The organism is Psychrilyobacter sp. (genome assembly GCF_037132775.1).
Classification (GTDB): Bacteria; Fusobacteriota; Fusobacteriia; order Fusobacteriales; family Fusobacteriaceae; genus Psychrilyobacter.
The window spans coordinates 1-16,077 of sequence record NZ_JBAHZY010000064.1; the positions used below are offsets into that span (position 1 = coordinate 1).

A 16,077-nucleotide genomic window follows, 5' to 3' on the forward strand; every position below is an offset into this window, starting at 1 on the left:
AGAAAGTAATAAAATTTATGAAATTAAAAGATAAATTGATGAACCCTGCTATCCTTATCGCTATCCTAAAAGATAAAGATCACTTAATACCAGAGGTAGTAGAACCTAAAAAGTTAACTAGAAAAGACAAGGTAAAAGTTATGGTAGAAAAAATGACAGAAGAAGAGATTAAATCTCTTAAACAAAAAATAGCCAGTCGAGATGGATTTGATATTAATAGTAGCTCTGTAAATACAGAGTTTGAAAATATCATCTGTCGTAGATTTAATAAAGAAAAAATAACTGTTTAGGAGGTCGATTTATTATGGAAAAAGAATTAAAAAAAGAAATTAGCGAGTTAAAAATATTGATTGTAAAAAAATTAAAAAAATATTATGGTGAAAAAGATGAATCTGTAATATTACTTGGTGCAGAAGACGTTAAAATTATGAAAGAAATTTTAGAATTATAAAAACTAGGGGGAGATTATTATTTTATAAAAGATAAACTCCTAAGCCAAACTTATCATCCCCCCCCTTTTGGTAAGTTTAACTAAGTAGTTTATCGAGGAGATGATAAGTTATGAAATGTAAAAAATGTAAGTTTAGCAATAGAAAAAAACATGTTCAGACTATCGTTGTATGCCCTAGGACTAAAAATGAAGTTTTAGTTACACCTAAATTTTGTATAGAGAAGTGTGATGAAAAATGATGAACTCACTCGATAGAAATCAAAAGAAAGAGTTAGAAAAAATACTAGAAAAAGAAAGAAAAACACTAATAGCTATCGGTGAAAAATTAGTTAACAAAACAGATAAAAGAATATTATTACAAAAAGCTTTAAAGAGTTGGATCGAGCTGCCTAAATTTTTAAAAGATAAAATAAAGCAAAAGAATAACTACATAAAAGATTACTTAGAAAAAGAATATTTAGATATAGCTAAAAATTACCAAAAAGATGAGGAAATAAAGGCTAAATGGGATAATTTAGGTGTAGATCGAGGTGCAATTAATGGATAAAGAAATAAAAGAGATCCGATGTAACAAATGTAATAAACTTTTAGCAACAACAGAAGGTACAAATATTAAAATCAAAGGTAGAACACAAGCAAAGATATCTCATGATAAATATGAGTTTAAATGCATCCTCTGTGGAAGAAACACACAGGGGACAGTAAAAAATTAAATATAAAAGTAGAGACTCAAGAAGTCCTGGATAGTAGAGATACTATTCAGGACTTTTTATTTTTCTATCTTGAACTAAACCTTATTCTGGAGCTGGTTTAATCGTCATAACAGGCAATGCCAGCTCAAACCATATGGTTTTGTTGAATGTAGAAAAAGGAGGGAGATATGAGAGGATGATTAAATTTGGAGTTGATAATTTTTATTTATATAACTTTTCTTTAGGAGAAACGATCTTAGAAAAAAATGAAAAAAAAGATAAAACAACATATGAGTTAAGTTATAAAGATAAAGAACTAGGAGTATTTTTAAAGTATATCAGGACAGAAATATCTGGTGTAAAAGAACATAAAGTTAGTACTAGTCTTTCACTTAATCCAAATAAAATATTACATGGAAACAACATTAAAAACGCTAATGCTGGAGAGATCTTGTTAGCTATAAAAAAATTAAAATTGATACTAGAGAAAGAGAAGATTTATTTGGATCTAGAAGGAGCAAAAGTTAGAACGGCAGCTTTTAATATAAATTTAAATATTTCATTTGAAAGTTTCCAAGACACTATTTTTCTCTTGATGTACCAAGAAACGAAAGAAGTTAAGTTTAATGGTGACATTATAAAAAGCCCATATTACAACCCAAATGAAAAAATAAACATGATAAGCCATATGAAGCATAAAACTAAGAGATATTTCTATAACAAGAGTTTTTTAGAAGAGCTTGACTATGACTTAACTAGATATGAACTTGAACCTTCTTTCCCGTTGTTTAGGAGAAGAATGAGCAATTTATTAAGTAAAGAAAAGAAACTAGATTCAGTAGGCTTGAGTGAGTTTTTGTCAAATTTTGACGAGATTTCAAAGAATATTATTTTATATGATTTAAAGAAATATATATCTAAATCACAGAATTTTTTAGATGGGAAACACAAAAAATTAATTTGTAGAGAGTTAAGACAGTTCAAATTAAATTCTAAAAGAAACAAGCAACGTAATGTCTATGAGTACCTTGTGAATAGGTTCAGAGTTTATGACAGAGAATTTCTAAAAGTTGCGTACTATGAGTATGATAAAGCTCATTACAAGAGAGAAGAAAGAAAGATAGAAGCTAGATATAGCAACTTAGATACTAAAAATCAAATAGGGTATTTAATAAACACACTTAGAGTGTGATTTTATTTCACCAACTGTCCCACTTAGTGGTGAATACTTAAAATGTTGTAATGCTATTTCAGAGCTTGTTAGTTAAAGCTTAGATTGATAGAGGGTACAAGAATGGTGTCTATTGTAGATGCCTTTCTATTTATTACCCATAGAGAGACTTTATGTATTATTAATTACCAAATGATTACCATTTAGGAGGTGGATAACTTGGGTTAGCATTGTATACAAGTACAGGCGAAATAGAAGTGTTAAGAGAAGAGTATGAATCTGGGAAAAGTTTGGCAGCAATAGCTGTTGACTATAACCTCAGTTATCCATCATTAAAGAATTATGCCTCTAAGAATAAATGGAAGAAAGGGATAATTAAAAACATAGCAGCAGCTGAGAGAGTCCTGGACAATGATGAAGAGATTAGAAAAAAGAAGAATGAGTTTATAGGGAAGATACAGGATGAAGCTATCGAGTTAATAGGAGTCTTCAAAGAAAACGATTGTATGGATAAAGACACACAGGGAGCTGTTAAATCAAGGGCAGGTGCATTAGAAACCATTGTCAATATAGGGAGCAAGATATTCAGTATAGAAAATAATTCAGAGGTAGTAGCTAGAAAGATTAATCAATTGGCATATAATAAGCAACTTGAACTACTAGAGTATGAACTAGAGATAGAAAAACTTGGGATAAAAGCGACTAAGCATAAGATTAAGTTAGACAAGGAGAACTTAGAGATCAAGAAGGTAACGTCAGGGTACAACAAGCTTAAAGATGAAGAAGATGTACACATAGGATAAAAAAGGTACTCCCAGGGACTTTTTAAGAATTGCGGGTAAGCTCGTGAGCGAAAAGGTTTTTAAAAATAAAAAAAATATTGGTACTACTACCGCAACGATGCCAATTTAAAAAAATATCTGTAGGAGGCGTGTATGAAAAGAGTAACTATAAGCGGTCAACTACTATCAGAAACGCTGGGGATCTCAGAGAGGTATTTGAGAGAATTAGCTAATGATGGGATTGTAGAAAAAATAGAGAAAAATAAATATGACTTATTAGAATCTGTAAAGCGATATGTAAAAAGTACAGAAAAAATATTGGGAAATAATCGGGATGAAGAAAATGAGATAAACAATAAAAATTTAGCTGATATTTTGGGAGTGGCAGACAGAACCCTCAGAGAATTGGCTCAAAGGCAAGTGGTAATGAAAAAAGAAAAGGGAGTTTATTTATTTAAAGAGTCTGTGGAAAGTTATATAAGATATTTGAAAAGTAAAAATGATAAAAATCAAGTAACGATATCAGAGGAATTGAGAAAAAAACAGGCTGATCGTGAATTATCAGAAATAAAATTAGAAGAAAAAAAAGGGAACTTACATGAAGTAGCAGTGGTAAAAAAGTTTGTAGAAAATATGTTAGTAGCTTTTAAACAAAAAGCCAGGGCAATCCCCACTAAACTAGCTCCTCTATTAGCAGTAGAAAAAGATAAAAATAAGATAGAAGCATTAATAAAAAAAATCATAGATGATGCTCTGAGAGAAATGTCGGGATATGAGGTGAAGGAATAATGAATATTGAGAGCACTAGACTGTTGTTTAAAGAAATAGTTAATGTATTAGCTCCTCCTCCAGAAATAACTGTATCTGAATGGGCAGATCAAAACAGGATATTATCTCAAGAATCATCCTCTGAGCCTGGAAGATGGGACACAGATAGAACTCCTTATCTAAAAGAAATTATGGATTGTATTTTAGATCCCGAAGTGGAAGAAGTAACAGGAATGATCGGGTCCCAAGTCGGTAAAACTGAATCTCAAATAAATATGCTTGGATATTTTATAGATCACGATCCATGCCCAATACTTTTTGTACATCCTAGCGATGTAATGGGAACAGAATTTGGAAAAGATAGGATGACTCCATTCGTGAGAGATAACCCTGTCATCGATAGTAAGGTGTATAAATCATCTACAAATGCTAGAAAAGGGTTTCTAGGTGGTTATGTTGCTATTATTGGAGCAAATTCACCATCTAAATTAGCATCAAGACCTATAAGAATAGTTCTAGCGGATGAAATAGATCGATACCCATTATCTGCAAAACAAGAAGGAGATCCATTAGCATTAGCAACTAAAAGAACAGCTACGTTTTGGAATAGAAAAATAATAGCTATGTCAACTCCTACAATCAAAGGTTTATCTAGAATAGAGAGCCGATATAATAATTCATCCATGGGAAAATGGCACGTTCCTTGCCCTAGTTGTGGGGGGTTTAATATTTATGATTGGAAGAGATTGGATTTCGAGACTTGCGAAATGAGTTGTAAAGAATGTGGGGCACTCCATGGGGAATTAGAATGGAAAAAAGGCAAAGGAAAATGGATTCATGAGAAAAAATCTAAAAAACATATTGGATTTCACCTAAATGAGATGGCTTCACCATTTACTCCATGGGAAGCAATGAGGGATAAATTTTTAGAAGTAAAAAATGATCCTGAGGAACTAAAGGTTTTTATAAATACTTCTTTAGCCGAAACATGGGAAGAAAAATATGATAATAAAATTGATTGGGGGAAATTCTTTAAGAATAGAATCCAGTATGAAGCAGAGATACCTGATGAAGCGCTCTTAATAACTGCTGGTGTCGATGTACAGGACAGTTGGTTAGAAATAGAAGTAGTAGGATGGGGGAAAGATAAAGAAAGTTGGGGGATCGAACATAAAATAATCAGAGGGAATCCAGAAGATCAATACACTTGGGATGAATTAGATAAATTTTTAATTAAAGATTTCAAATATAAAGATGGTACACCTATGAAAATAGCCTGTACTTGTATAGATACTGGTGGACACAATACAGAAGAGTCATATAATTATATCTCTCCTATCCAAAATATTAGAAGAGTATACGGAATAAAAGGTCTAGGGAAAGTAGGAACACCTATCCTAAATGGATTTAGAAGGACAAAAAATAAAAAAATTGATCTATTATCTCTAGGGGTAAATGCTCTAAAAGATACCTTGATGAATAGATTAGAATTAGATTCTAAAAGCCCTGGGTACTGTAATTTTCCAATTGGTCGTGGATATGATGAAAACTATTTTAAAGGGTTAACATCAGAAATAAAAGTGGTAGAAAAAGGAAAAATAAAATGGAAACAAATTAGAGCCAGGAATGAGGCATTAGATATTAGAAACTATGCTACAGCAGCATTGGAGATTCTAAAAGTAGATTTAGAAGATTTTGCAAAGATTGAGTTAGGGAAAAGAGTTAAATATTGCAGGTTTAAAAAGAAAAAAGAGAGTTAAAAAAAGGAGGAAGGGATGATCTTCACATTAGAAGAAGCACAAGCCAAGTTGAAATTATGGATGGAAGCCGAAGATACAGTCGCCATGGGGGGAAAGAGATATAAAATAGGGAAAAGAGAGCTTGAAAGAGCAGATTTAAACCTTATAAGTAAACGAATAGAATACTGGAAACGTATGATCTTGCAAATTAAAAGAGGAACTAGTGGACCTAGGAGTGTTTCAGTAGTCTTAAGAGACTTATAGGGGGAGGAAATGAAGAAAATAAATATTTTAGATAAAGCTATAGCTAAAATTTCTCCTCAATTTGCACTCAATCGAGAAGTGGCTAAACAAAAGTTAGAATTTGTAAACTCTGGATATTCAGATCATGGAGCTAGTAAAAGAAAAAATAACTTTCTTGGATGGCGATTTGGGAGTGGTGGACCAGATGAAGACATAATAGAAAATATAGTTGATCTTAGGGAAAGGAGTCGGGATCTCTTCATGGGCACACCCGTTGCCTGTGGTGCAATAAAGAAATTTAGAGCAAATGTAGTAGGAGCTGGGTTGATTCCTAAGCCTGTTATCGATAATGATTTTTTAGGGATATCACGTGAAGAAGCTGTAGAAATCGAAAAGACAATAAAAAGAGAATTTGATTATTGGGCTAACTCTACAAATGCTGATTCTATGAGGCTACATACATTTTATACATTACAATCTTTAGCTACTCTCAGTTGGGCTATGAATGGCGATGTATTTGCTATTCCAACATTAAAAAAAAGATCAGGGGTAAGAAGTCGTTTATCTATAAAACTAATTGAAGCTGATAGGGTAACAAATCCATTTAATGTAGGGAGTAGAGATATAAAAGGTGGAGTGGAATTAAATGATAGTGGAGAAGTAATAGCCTATCATGTTGCTGATAAACATCCAGGGGATAACTATACGGTTAAAACTGAAAGAATTACAGCTTTTGGCAGTACAGGGAGGAGAAACATCCTCCATATGCTAGAGCCTGAAAGAGTCGGGCAGAGACGTGGCGTACCTGTATTAGCTCCTGTTATCGAATCTCTATTGCAATTAGGAAGGTATTCCAAAGCAGAACTCAATGCAGCAGTTATAAGTGGAATATTTGGTACTTTCATCAAGCGAGGGTTAGACAATGAGGATAATTTTGGAACTCTAAGTGATGTAGATGATGAAAACAAGGTTTTGGGTAGAGACAGTAGCAAGGTAGAGATGAGTTCAAATAATATTCAGATGCTATCAGAGGGAGACGATATAGTAACAGTCAATCCCACGAGACCAAACGCAAACTATAAAGCATTTGTAGATTCTATTATCGAAGAGATAGGAACAGCTTTAGAGATTCCTAGAGATATTCTTATGAGTAGATTTGATAGTTCATATTCCGCCAGTAGGGCAGCATTAGAAGAAGCATGGAAAAGGTTTATTGCAGTAAGAAAAATGATGAAAGATTATTTTAATCAACCTATTTATGAAGAATTTATACTTGAATTAGTTGCAGATGGAAAGATAAAAGCTCCAGGATTCTTTGAAAATGAAATAAAAAGAAGTGCATACTGCAAAGCTATGTGGGTGGGACCTAAAAAAGGGACTTTAGATCCATTGAAAGAAGTTAAAGCAGCTGAATTAAGATTTAGTAACAACTTTACGACTAGAGAAATAGAATGTCAGGAATATGGGCATGATTTTGACGAAATAGTAAAGCAAAGAGGAAATGAAGAAGATAAAATCAGAGAATTAAACATAAATGGTGTGGAAGCAGGAGGACTATCAAATGGCTAAAAATGTTGGGAAATTTTGGAATATAGCAACTAATAAAGAAACTAAAAAAGCAGATATAAGTATATATGGTGCTATTACTAAGTGGGCTTGGTCAGAATTAGGAGAAGTTAGTTCACAGGCTTTTTTAAAAGAATTAAACAACCTTAAAGATGTGGACACTATCCATTTAAATTTAAATTGTCCAGGTGGGGATGTTTACGAAGCACATGCAATGAGTAATTCATTTAGGAGGTTTGCTAGTGAAAACAACATAAAGACTATCTGTAATATCGATGGAGCAGCATTTAGTGCAGCAAGTTATTTAGCAATGAGTTGTTCTGAAATAAGAATGGGAATAGGCTCAACCATGATGATACATAATGCCAAGGGGAGTAGTAGAGGGGAATCAAAAGATCTCAGGGAAACTGCAGACCTTCTAGACAAAATAAAAGAGTCTATCATAGATGTTTATATGACTAAGACAAATAAAAGTAGAGAAGAAATAGCAGAAATGATGGATAAAACAACTTGGATGAATCCAGAAGAAGCTTTGGAAAATGGATTTATAGATAAAATAGAAACTTATTCGAATGAAGAACCAGCTACAAACTTTTCAGATTTTGACATAGTAAATTTTTATGATAACGTACCACAGGAAATTATAGATAAAATGAAAGGTGTGCAACCTGAAAATACTGTTAAGCCAGAACTTAATATAAAACCACAAAAGAAGGGAGGGAAGATAATGAAATATGAACAATTTAAAAACGAGCATCCAGAATTATTTAATCAAATAGTTCAAGAAGGAATGGAAACAGGGGTAAAAAATGAAAGGGCTAGAATTCAAAATTTAGATAACTTGAAGAATGTCCCAGATGGAGCAAGAGAAATAGTTAATAATGCAAAATATGTAGAGTTCAAAAATGCAGGAGAAGTGGCATTAGAAATCATGAATTCTGATGTTTACAAAGCAACTAAAGAGATCAATAAAAGAGAAGAAGATTTTACAAATAGTGGTGGTGCTAAAATACCTGAATCAACTCCTCCTGAAAACAAAGAAGAACTTGATGAAGAGATTTTAAATGCAGCAACTCAAAGTTTTACCAATGGAATAAATCAATAAATTAGGAGGTAACTAAAATATGGGAAACGTAATAACAACTTATACACCAGAGCAATTAAAAGCTGGAAATTTTCAAGTAGTACTAGGGAAAGCAATAATTAAGTCAGGGACAGTATTAAAGGCTAACACACTATTAGGACGACATACTGATGGAACAAGTAATATTGCAGGAGAATTAGAATATACAGATATCAACTCAATATTAATTGGGGATGTCAATGCTACTACTGGGGACACAATAGCAACCGTTATGCTCACTGGGGAATTTAATAAAGATGCTTTAATTGTAAAAGAAGGATCTGCAATTGCTGATTTTATCGAAGCAGCCAGAAAAAACAGTATTTTTATTAAAGAATTATATTAAGGAGGGTTTAAAATATGAGTGTTTTTATAACAAAAACTATAAGAAAAATCAGAAAAAAGCAAGACGTCAAAAGGAGTTTCTTGAGAGATTTATATTTTCCCAAAAGAGAAACTGTAGAGGATGAAACAATAGATTTAGAAACTACTGTAAATGGAAACAGAATGGCTCCATTTGTATCAAAAATTGAAGATGGAAGAGTTATGAAAGCACAAGGGATTAAGACTAACTCTATCCCAGCTCCTAATATAGCTCCTAAACATATTCTTACTCCCAAAGATGTGTTTGTAAGAGAAGCAGGAGAAAATATAACTGGTGGGACTAAAGCCGGTATAAGAATGGCAAAAAGAGCCGGAACTATTCTTGCGAAACAAGAAGAAAGTATCACAAATAAAGAAGAACATATGGTGGGACAATTCTTAACAACTGGAAAGGTTCAGTCGATTGGAGAGGAACAATCTTACGAAATCAATTACGAAATGGCAAATCAAGGGACCTTAGGAGAAGGAGCTACATGGGATTTAGCAACAGTTAATCCATTGAAAAATTTAGATGCATGGATTATAAATGCTGAAAAATTTGGTGGGAAAATAGGGGCTATCACTATGGATACGGTAGGAGCAGATGCTTTTATTAATAATCCAAATGTCCAAGCTTTATTAGATAACAGAAGAATTGATGTTATGTCTAGCGATCAAAAAGATTTAGGTCCTGGGGTAGCATATTTAGGCTACTACAAAAAAAGATCCGTACATTTATATCAATATGATAGAACATTGACGGATACTGACGGAACTATTACCTCTGTTATACCTGCGGGGACTGTTATCGGTGGACCAATATATGGTGAAGTATTATACGCACCTATAGTTTATTTTAATGAGGGCTCTAAAGGTGATATTCATGAAGAAATAAGACATTCAAATGTAAAAGTAAGCCAAAATGGCAAAGAAAAATCTATCACCACTGAGTCTAGACCAGTATTGCAACCAAATGACATGAGTGCATATTTTTCTTGGAAAGTAGTGGGATAAAGGGGGAGTAAATGAAAAAATTTATTAGAAAATATGTGACTGCAAAAAAAAACTATGAGATAGGCGATGTTGTTGATATTAAAGATGAAAAATTAGTAAAAAAATTAGTAGATGATGGAACTATTAAAGAGTTTAAAGAAGCCTCTAATGGAGCAGGTAAAAGAGTTTTAGAATTAGAAGTTGAAATGGCAGAAATAAAAGAAAGTACAGTTACTAAAGAAGAATATGAAACACTTAAATTAAATACTATAGGTGTTGAAACCGTAAAGGAAATAATGACAATTTTAACTGTAGATGAATTAGAAAAATTTGCTAATTCGAAAGAAATTGTTTTAAAAGAAACTTTAAAAGAAAAGAAAATCGAAGAAATTTTAAAAGCATTATAGGGAGGACCTATGAGTTTTAAAGACATTATCAATAAAGACAGAGGGGTATTTATTAATCCAGGTGAGTTCGCTGAAGAACACACCTGGAATGATATTCCCATAGTATGTATTGAAGAAGAAATGGATTTTGACAAAGTATCAAAATCTCTAGGGAGCGAAGATGGGCATTATAGGGATATAAAAACTATCTTTATAGAGACTGAATTGATAGAAAAACCAGTAATTCATGAAGAAGTTTATTATGATGATGAAAAATACTCTATCTTATTTGTATCTGAAGAAGATGGGATATATGAAATTAAAATAGAGAGAAATGAGTCATGGTAGAGGTAGGATCTAAGGATCTAGAAATACTGGAATTAAGATTAAAAGATATAAAAGATGGTGTCCCAAAGGTAGTTAGTAAAGCTATTAACAAGGCTACTAAATCCATAAAAGTTAGTTCTGTAAAAAGAGCGACTAAAAGATACTCAGTAAAGGCAAAGTATTTAAACAGGTATTTAGAATCTAAAAAAGCAACTAAAACTAGTTTAAAAGGCGGTATCAAAAATAGAGGACAAAGATTGCTATTAAGTAACTTTAAATACTCTGGATTAAATCCAAGTAGAAGAGGGAAGTTTCTAAAGGCTTCTATTTTAAAAGGGAGTTCTAAAACCATGGGTGATGAAACCTTTTTAGCTGAAGTAAATAGTGGGAAAGAAATAATTTTTACCAGACATGGAGCTAGAAACAATATAAAGGCTTTATTTGGATTATCAGCACCACAGATGTTAGGAAGTAAAGAATTAAAAGAACCTATGAATGATGAAATTGAAGAAGTTTTAGCCGCAGAAATGGAAAAAGAAACAAATAGATTGTTAAAAGGCGGTGGGTAAGGTATAAGTATAGATTTAAAACTTAAAAACCCTTAGAAAGCAAATAAGGAGGTCAAAATGACACCAGCAATATTAGAAGACAAAATGAAGGAGTTTTTAGAAGATCTCCTAAAAGATACAACTTTAAAAAATCAAAATGGGGACTATGTCCCTATTAATGTATTTTTAGGAGATATCCCTCCTAAAAATATCATGTCAGATATATTTCCTTATGTTTTTTTAAAAACACTAGGAGGAGAAGATGAAATCGAAAAAAGTACAACAGAATTAAAAATTGTAATTGGGACAACTTCAACTAGTGGGAAAAACGATTCAATGGAAGATAAATTACTAGAAAACCAAACTGCTCATAGAGATCTGCTTCATATGATACAAAAAATAAGAAGCAAAATATTGAAAGTACGTGTGATAGGAGGTTTCCCTTTCCAATTTCCATTTAAATATAAATTTTTAGAAGAAGATATCAATCCACTGTTTATAGCTGTTCTAAATGTAAACTTTGGAATGGTTCAACCAGAATTTGAAATGAATTATTAGGAGGTCTATAAAGTGAAAAAAACACCAGAAAAAAAAGAATTAAAGAAAGAAAAAAAAGAAAGATTTATTTATTTGGGACCTTTCCTTCTTAAAGAAGGAATTAATACAGGATCTGTATTTATAGGTGTACCTAAAGAACTAAAAGAATTAAAGAAAAAATATAAAGGTATTGAGAGATTGTTTATATCTGTAAAGGACATTGCCAAAGCCAAATCAGATGTAAAAAAAGAAGGGGCTACCCTGCATACAACTTTTAATTCAGTATTAGGAGAAATAAAAAAACAAATGGTGGAGGTGGCTAAATAATGGGTTATAAACATGGTATTTATGGATATGAAAATCCAACAAGTCTAGTCCCGTCTGTAGCCACTGGGAACCTAGTGGTAGTAGTAGGAACAGCAGCAATTAATAATGCAAATACTCCTAAAGTAAATGAGCCTATTTTATGTTATTCCATGGGGGAATATGTAGAAAATTTTGGGGCTATAGACGATATAGTAAATTATACTCTTGCAGAGTCGGCAGATGTATTCTTTAGTAAATTTGGAGTTGGACCTGTGGTCTTTATAAATGTATTAGATCCAACTATACACAAAGAAGAAATTGTGGATGAAGTAGTTGCTCTAGTAGATGATATTGGGATTTTAGCAGATAAAGGAGCTATGAAAGATGATATTATTGTAAAAAATAGTGCTGGGGATACGACATATGAAAAAGAAACTGATTATCTTATAGGTTTAGATAGCGATGGGAATACTATTATTTCTAAAATAGATGGTGGATCATTAACTACACCGTTAAAAGTAACTTATTCTGCCATTGATCCAAGTATGGTAGATAAAGACGACATAATCGGTGGAATAGATGTTAGTACTGGGGGGAAAACTGGATTTGAACTTGTAGAAGATATTTTCCCAAAATTTAGATTGATTCCTTCCATTGCTATAAGTCCTAAATTTTCTTGTGAATCAGAAGTAGCTGCCATTATGGATACTAAAATGAGTTTGATAAATGGAATATTTAAGGGGATCACTGTTGTAGATGTCCCTACCGAATCAGTAAAAAAATATACAGATGTTCCCCAATGGAAAAATGATAATAATTATGTTAATGAGGACCAAATTGTATGCTGGCCAAAAGTAAAATTAGGGGATAAAAAGTATCATATGTCAATTCAAGTCGCTGCTCTTATGTGCCAAGTTGATTATGGAAATCAAGATATTCCATTTGAATCACCATCTAACAAATTATTTAAGATGGATGGATTGATTCTAGGGGATGGGACTGTGGTCATATTAGATCTTGTAAGAGCTAATTATTTAAATGGTAATGGAATACTTACAGCTCTTAACTTTATCGGAGGATGGAAAGCATGGGGTAATAGAACCGCTTGTTATCCATCTAATACAGATCCCAAAGATTCATTTATACCTGCCAAAAGAATGTTTTATTGGAATAACAATAGATTTATCCTTACATATTGGAATGACTTAGATAAACCTATGGTTCCAAGACGTATAGATAAGATAATAGATAGTGATCAAGTCTTTTTAGATGGACTTAAATCTGGTGGATATATCTTAGGTGGAGAAATAGAATTTAGAGAGAGCGATAACCCAACGACTAGTTTATTAGATGGTATTGGATCATTCTTTACATATTTTTCTCCTCCTGTACCATTTAGAACAATTACTTATACACAAGAATATAACCCAAGTTATTTAGAAACATTATTTGGATAAAAAATAAAAACTAGATTTCGTGACTTACGAAATCTAGTCGATTAGGAGGGAATAGATGCCAAAAATACCACACGTATTAAATGGATTTAATGCATACGATGATGACACTGAGCTTGTAGGAGTAGTAAGTGTTGAATTGCCAAATATAGAGTTTTTAACTGAAACCATAAGTGGAGCAGGTATAGCTGGGGAACTAGAGGTTCCTATAATTGGATTATTAAAATCAATGGAAATGACTTTCAAAGAAAGGACTATCACATCAAATTCTTTTGAACTAATGAAGCCTGGCTTAAATATCATAACTCTAAGAGGTAGTATTCAACAGCAGGACAAAAAAACTAGTCTTATAGAAGAAATTGGAATGAAAGTAGTAGTTAATTACCTTGCTAAAAGTATGAATTTAGGTGGGCTTGAGCAAGCTAAAGCTATGGACAATGAAACTAAGGTAGAAGTAGTTAGGATAGCTGTAACAGTTGATAATGAACCTAAAATACTTATAGATAAAATGAATCACCTGTGTGTTATTGGCGGGATAGATTATTTAGCAGCATTTAGAAAAAATTTAGGATTGTAGGAGGAACAAATGACTACAGTAATAAAAATTCCAAAATCTATAAAATTAGTAACTCCAATAGATTTTGAAGGGAAAAAGATAATAGAAATAAAATTAGACTTTGAAAGGCTAACAGGTAAGGATCTCATTGATGCACAAACTCATATGGCGTTAAATAAAGTCCCTGTTGCTGGGATAATTGAATTTAATAAGGCATATTTAGCTCATGTTGTTGCAAAGGCTTCAGGGGAACTTTATGAAACTATTATTTCTTTAAAGAGCAAAGATTTTTCTACAGTGACAATGTGTGCTCAAGGTTTTTTGCTCTAAACGGTTTTGTGTCAGAGACAGATGTAAAAGACTATATGAAAACATGTTTGGAGGCTTCTAAGATCTCCAAGACAGGATTAGAATATTTTACAAGCATGAGACTGAAAACATTTGATAAGTGGGTGGAGGTAATGACGGATGAGTAAGATGATGGAATTTGCGTTGAATATACAAGCCAAATTAGACTCTACCTATGAATCTAATTTTAATAAGGCAAATGGTGCTATAAATGCTATGGATAGTGAGTTAGTTGGATTACAAAAAACACAAAAAGATATAGCTAATTATACAAAACTCAAAGATAGTATCAAAAACACAAAAAATGAAACACAATTAGCGGGTCAAAAACTAGGTCTTTTTAGAGCGGAATTAGAAGCTTCTAAAAATCAAACTAAACTCGCGGCAAAATCAATGTCTGAAGCTAGGAAAGAAGTTATGGAATTAAGTCGTGAGTTTGATAATGCTGATAATCCAACAAAAGAAATGGCTAATGCCTTAAAAATAGCAGAATCAAATTTAAAGACTTTAACCAAGGAACATGGTAAAATTAAAAATTCAACAAAAACACTCACTACTTCAGTTAAAACAGCTGAAAAGAGAGTTGGAAAATTAAACCAAAAATGGAAAGACCAAGCAATAAAGCTTAGGAATACAAAACAAGGTTTGGATAGAGCTAAAATATCAACGAAAAACTTAACTGCTGAAAATAAAAAAATCTCTGCAAGCATGGATAAAGTTATCCAAAAACAAAAAACTATGAATAAATTACAAAATATAAAAAATAAAATCATGAATCCTATGGTTGGAGCAGTAGCTGGAGCAGTCAGTGTCGGGATTCTTGTCTCAAAAGCTAATGAGAGTATTGCTAAATCTTCTAGCTTTAATGAGATACAGACTAAATTTGATCAGGTATTTAAAAGTTACTCTGATTCTGCTAATAATTGGGCTGATAGTTATGCTCATGATATGAATATGAGTATCGTCCAGACTAAAGAATCTATGGGGGACATTCAAAACCTTTTTACTGGGTTTGGGATGGATAGAGGGGACTCTTTTGGACTCTCAAAAGAGATTATTGAATTAGCTAATGATTTAGACTCATTTAATAATCTTACCGATAAAGGTGTGGATGCTCAGAAAACTATGATTTCGGCTTTAATGGGGGAAACTGAGTCTGCTAAGACTTTAGGAGCTTCTATTTTGGAAAGTAATCTAAATGTTGCATCAGCAGCTCTAGGATATGGTAAATATTCGAGTAAGATGGATGAAGCTATGAAAATACAAATTAGATTTAAAGCTATCCAAATGCAATCTAAAGACGCTATAGGGGATGTAACGAGGAACTTAGATTCAGAAGTTGGATTAACTAGAAAGAAAAATGCACTACTTGAAAAACAACAACTATTAATAGGAAGCACTTTAATGCCACTTCAAATGAAGTGGTTAAATCTACAAATTGGAGCTCTTACGTTTATGAGTGAAAATTTTGATGCAATAGTAGCGACTACTCAGGTATTAGCATCATTAGCAGCTGGATATGGAGCTATGAAGATAATAGGGGTAATTACAACACTTATACAAGGGAAAACAAAGGCTGAAATATTCGCTGCAACAATCACTAAGTCGCAAATTGCAATACAAGCTGCATACAATACGGTTTTAATGGCTAATCCTATTGGTTTAGTAGTTGGGGGATTAGTTGCATTAGTCGGAATTGGGATAGTAGTTTATAAAAATTTTGA

23 protein-coding genes are annotated in these 16,077 nt (G+C 32.4%); all 23 read left to right on the forward strand.

Features of this window, described 5'->3' with window-relative positions; translation table 11 throughout:
• Positions 1-290: hypothetical protein (locus V5784_RS04215; RefSeq protein WP_336887806.1), on the forward strand; the 290-nt coding region annotated here is incomplete at its 5' end.
• Positions 291-304: 14 nt separating this feature from the next.
• Positions 305-451, forward strand: coding sequence for a hypothetical protein (locus V5784_RS04220; RefSeq protein ID WP_336887807.1), 147 nt, complete (start codon positions 305-307; stop codon positions 449-451).
• A 110-nt stretch (positions 452-561) separates the two neighbouring features.
• Positions 562-690: a hypothetical protein gene (locus V5784_RS04225; RefSeq protein WP_336887808.1), complete on the forward strand. Its 129-nt coding sequence runs from the start codon at positions 562-564 to the stop codon at positions 688-690.
• Complete coding sequence (locus V5784_RS04230) at positions 690-998, forward strand: hypothetical protein (protein ID WP_336887809.1); 309 nt, start codon at positions 690-692, stop codon at positions 996-998. The genes V5784_RS04225 and V5784_RS04230 overlap by 1 nt, the downstream gene beginning before the upstream one ends.
• On the forward strand, positions 991-1,164 hold the full coding sequence (locus V5784_RS04235; protein WP_336887810.1) for a hypothetical protein: 174 nt from the start codon (positions 991-993) through the stop codon (positions 1,162-1,164). Before V5784_RS04230 ends, V5784_RS04235 begins: the two co-directional genes overlap by 8 nt.
• A 175-nt stretch (positions 1,165-1,339) precedes the next feature.
• Positions 1,340-2,335, forward strand: a complete 996-nt coding sequence (locus V5784_RS04240; protein ID WP_336887811.1) for a hypothetical protein — start codon at positions 1,340-1,342, stop codon at positions 2,333-2,335.
• 209 nt (positions 2,336-2,544) lie between these two features.
• Positions 2,545-3,117: a hypothetical protein gene (locus V5784_RS04245; protein WP_336887812.1), complete on the forward strand. Its 573-nt coding sequence runs from the start codon at positions 2,545-2,547 to the stop codon at positions 3,115-3,117.
• Positions 3,118-3,249: 132 nt separating this feature from the next.
• Complete coding sequence (locus tag V5784_RS04250; protein WP_336887813.1) at positions 3,250-3,885, forward strand: hypothetical protein; 636 nt, start codon at positions 3,250-3,252, stop codon at positions 3,883-3,885.
• Positions 3,885-5,624: a phage terminase large subunit family protein gene (locus V5784_RS04255; protein WP_336887814.1), complete on the forward strand. Its 1,740-nt coding sequence runs from the start codon at positions 3,885-3,887 to the stop codon at positions 5,622-5,624. The genes V5784_RS04250 and V5784_RS04255 overlap by 1 nt, the downstream gene beginning before the upstream one ends.
• Before the next feature lie 15 nt (positions 5,625-5,639).
• Complete coding sequence (locus V5784_RS04260; protein WP_336887815.1) at positions 5,640-5,867, forward strand: DUF6148 family protein; 228 nt, start codon at positions 5,640-5,642, stop codon at positions 5,865-5,867.
• Between the two features lie 9 nt (positions 5,868-5,876).
• The gene (locus tag V5784_RS04265; protein WP_336887816.1) at positions 5,877-7,415 is read left to right on the forward strand and encodes a phage portal protein; all 1,539 of its coding nucleotides are present in this window, start codon (positions 5,877-5,879) and stop codon (positions 7,413-7,415) included.
• Positions 7,408-8,517: a head maturation protease, ClpP-related gene (locus V5784_RS04270; protein ID WP_336887817.1), complete on the forward strand. Its 1,110-nt coding sequence runs from the start codon at positions 7,408-7,410 to the stop codon at positions 8,515-8,517. The genes V5784_RS04265 and V5784_RS04270 overlap by 8 nt, the downstream gene beginning before the upstream one ends.
• Before the next feature lie 19 nt (positions 8,518-8,536).
• On the forward strand, positions 8,537-8,881 hold the full coding sequence (locus V5784_RS04275; RefSeq protein ID WP_336887818.1) for a hypothetical protein: 345 nt from the start codon (positions 8,537-8,539) through the stop codon (positions 8,879-8,881).
• Between the two features lie 14 nt (positions 8,882-8,895).
• Positions 8,896-9,912: a major capsid protein gene (locus V5784_RS04280; protein WP_336887819.1), complete on the forward strand. Its 1,017-nt coding sequence runs from the start codon at positions 8,896-8,898 to the stop codon at positions 9,910-9,912.
• A gap of 11 nt (positions 9,913-9,923) precedes the next feature.
• On the forward strand, positions 9,924-10,298 hold the full coding sequence (locus V5784_RS04285; protein WP_336887820.1) for a hypothetical protein: 375 nt from the start codon (positions 9,924-9,926) through the stop codon (positions 10,296-10,298).
• 9 nt (positions 10,299-10,307) lie between these two features.
• Positions 10,308-10,625, forward strand: coding sequence for a hypothetical protein (locus tag V5784_RS04290; RefSeq protein ID WP_336887821.1), 318 nt, complete (start codon positions 10,308-10,310; stop codon positions 10,623-10,625).
• Entirely contained in the window at positions 10,619-11,173 is a 555-nt protein-coding gene (locus V5784_RS04295; protein WP_336887822.1) for a phage tail protein, read from the forward strand. The genes V5784_RS04290 and V5784_RS04295 overlap by 7 nt, the downstream gene beginning before the upstream one ends.
• Positions 11,174-11,230: 57 nt before the next feature.
• Positions 11,231-11,710: a hypothetical protein gene (locus V5784_RS04300; RefSeq protein ID WP_336887823.1), complete on the forward strand. Its 480-nt coding sequence runs from the start codon at positions 11,231-11,233 to the stop codon at positions 11,708-11,710.
• A 12-nt stretch (positions 11,711-11,722) separates the two neighbouring features.
• Positions 11,723-12,016 carry a hypothetical protein gene (locus V5784_RS04305; protein ID WP_336887824.1) on the forward strand — a complete coding sequence of 98 codons (294 nt, stop codon included), beginning with the start codon at positions 11,723-11,725 and terminating at the stop codon, positions 12,014-12,016.
• The gene (locus tag V5784_RS04310; protein ID WP_336887825.1) at positions 12,016-13,452 is read left to right on the forward strand and encodes a phage tail sheath family protein; all 1,437 of its coding nucleotides are present in this window, start codon (positions 12,016-12,018) and stop codon (positions 13,450-13,452) included. Before V5784_RS04305 ends, V5784_RS04310 begins: the two co-directional genes overlap by 1 nt.
• Before the next feature lie 55 nt (positions 13,453-13,507).
• Positions 13,508-14,026 carry a phage major tail tube protein gene (locus V5784_RS04315; RefSeq protein ID WP_336887826.1) on the forward strand — a complete coding sequence of 173 codons (519 nt, stop codon included), beginning with the start codon at positions 13,508-13,510 and terminating at the stop codon, positions 14,024-14,026.
• 9 nt (positions 14,027-14,035) lie between these two features.
• Positions 14,036-14,335, forward strand: a complete 300-nt coding sequence (locus V5784_RS04320) for a phage tail assembly protein (protein WP_336887827.1) — start codon at positions 14,036-14,038, stop codon at positions 14,333-14,335.
• 138 nt (positions 14,336-14,473) lie between these two features.
• Positions 14,474-16,077: hypothetical protein (locus tag V5784_RS04325; RefSeq protein ID WP_336887828.1), on the forward strand; the 1,604-nt coding region annotated here is incomplete at its 3' end.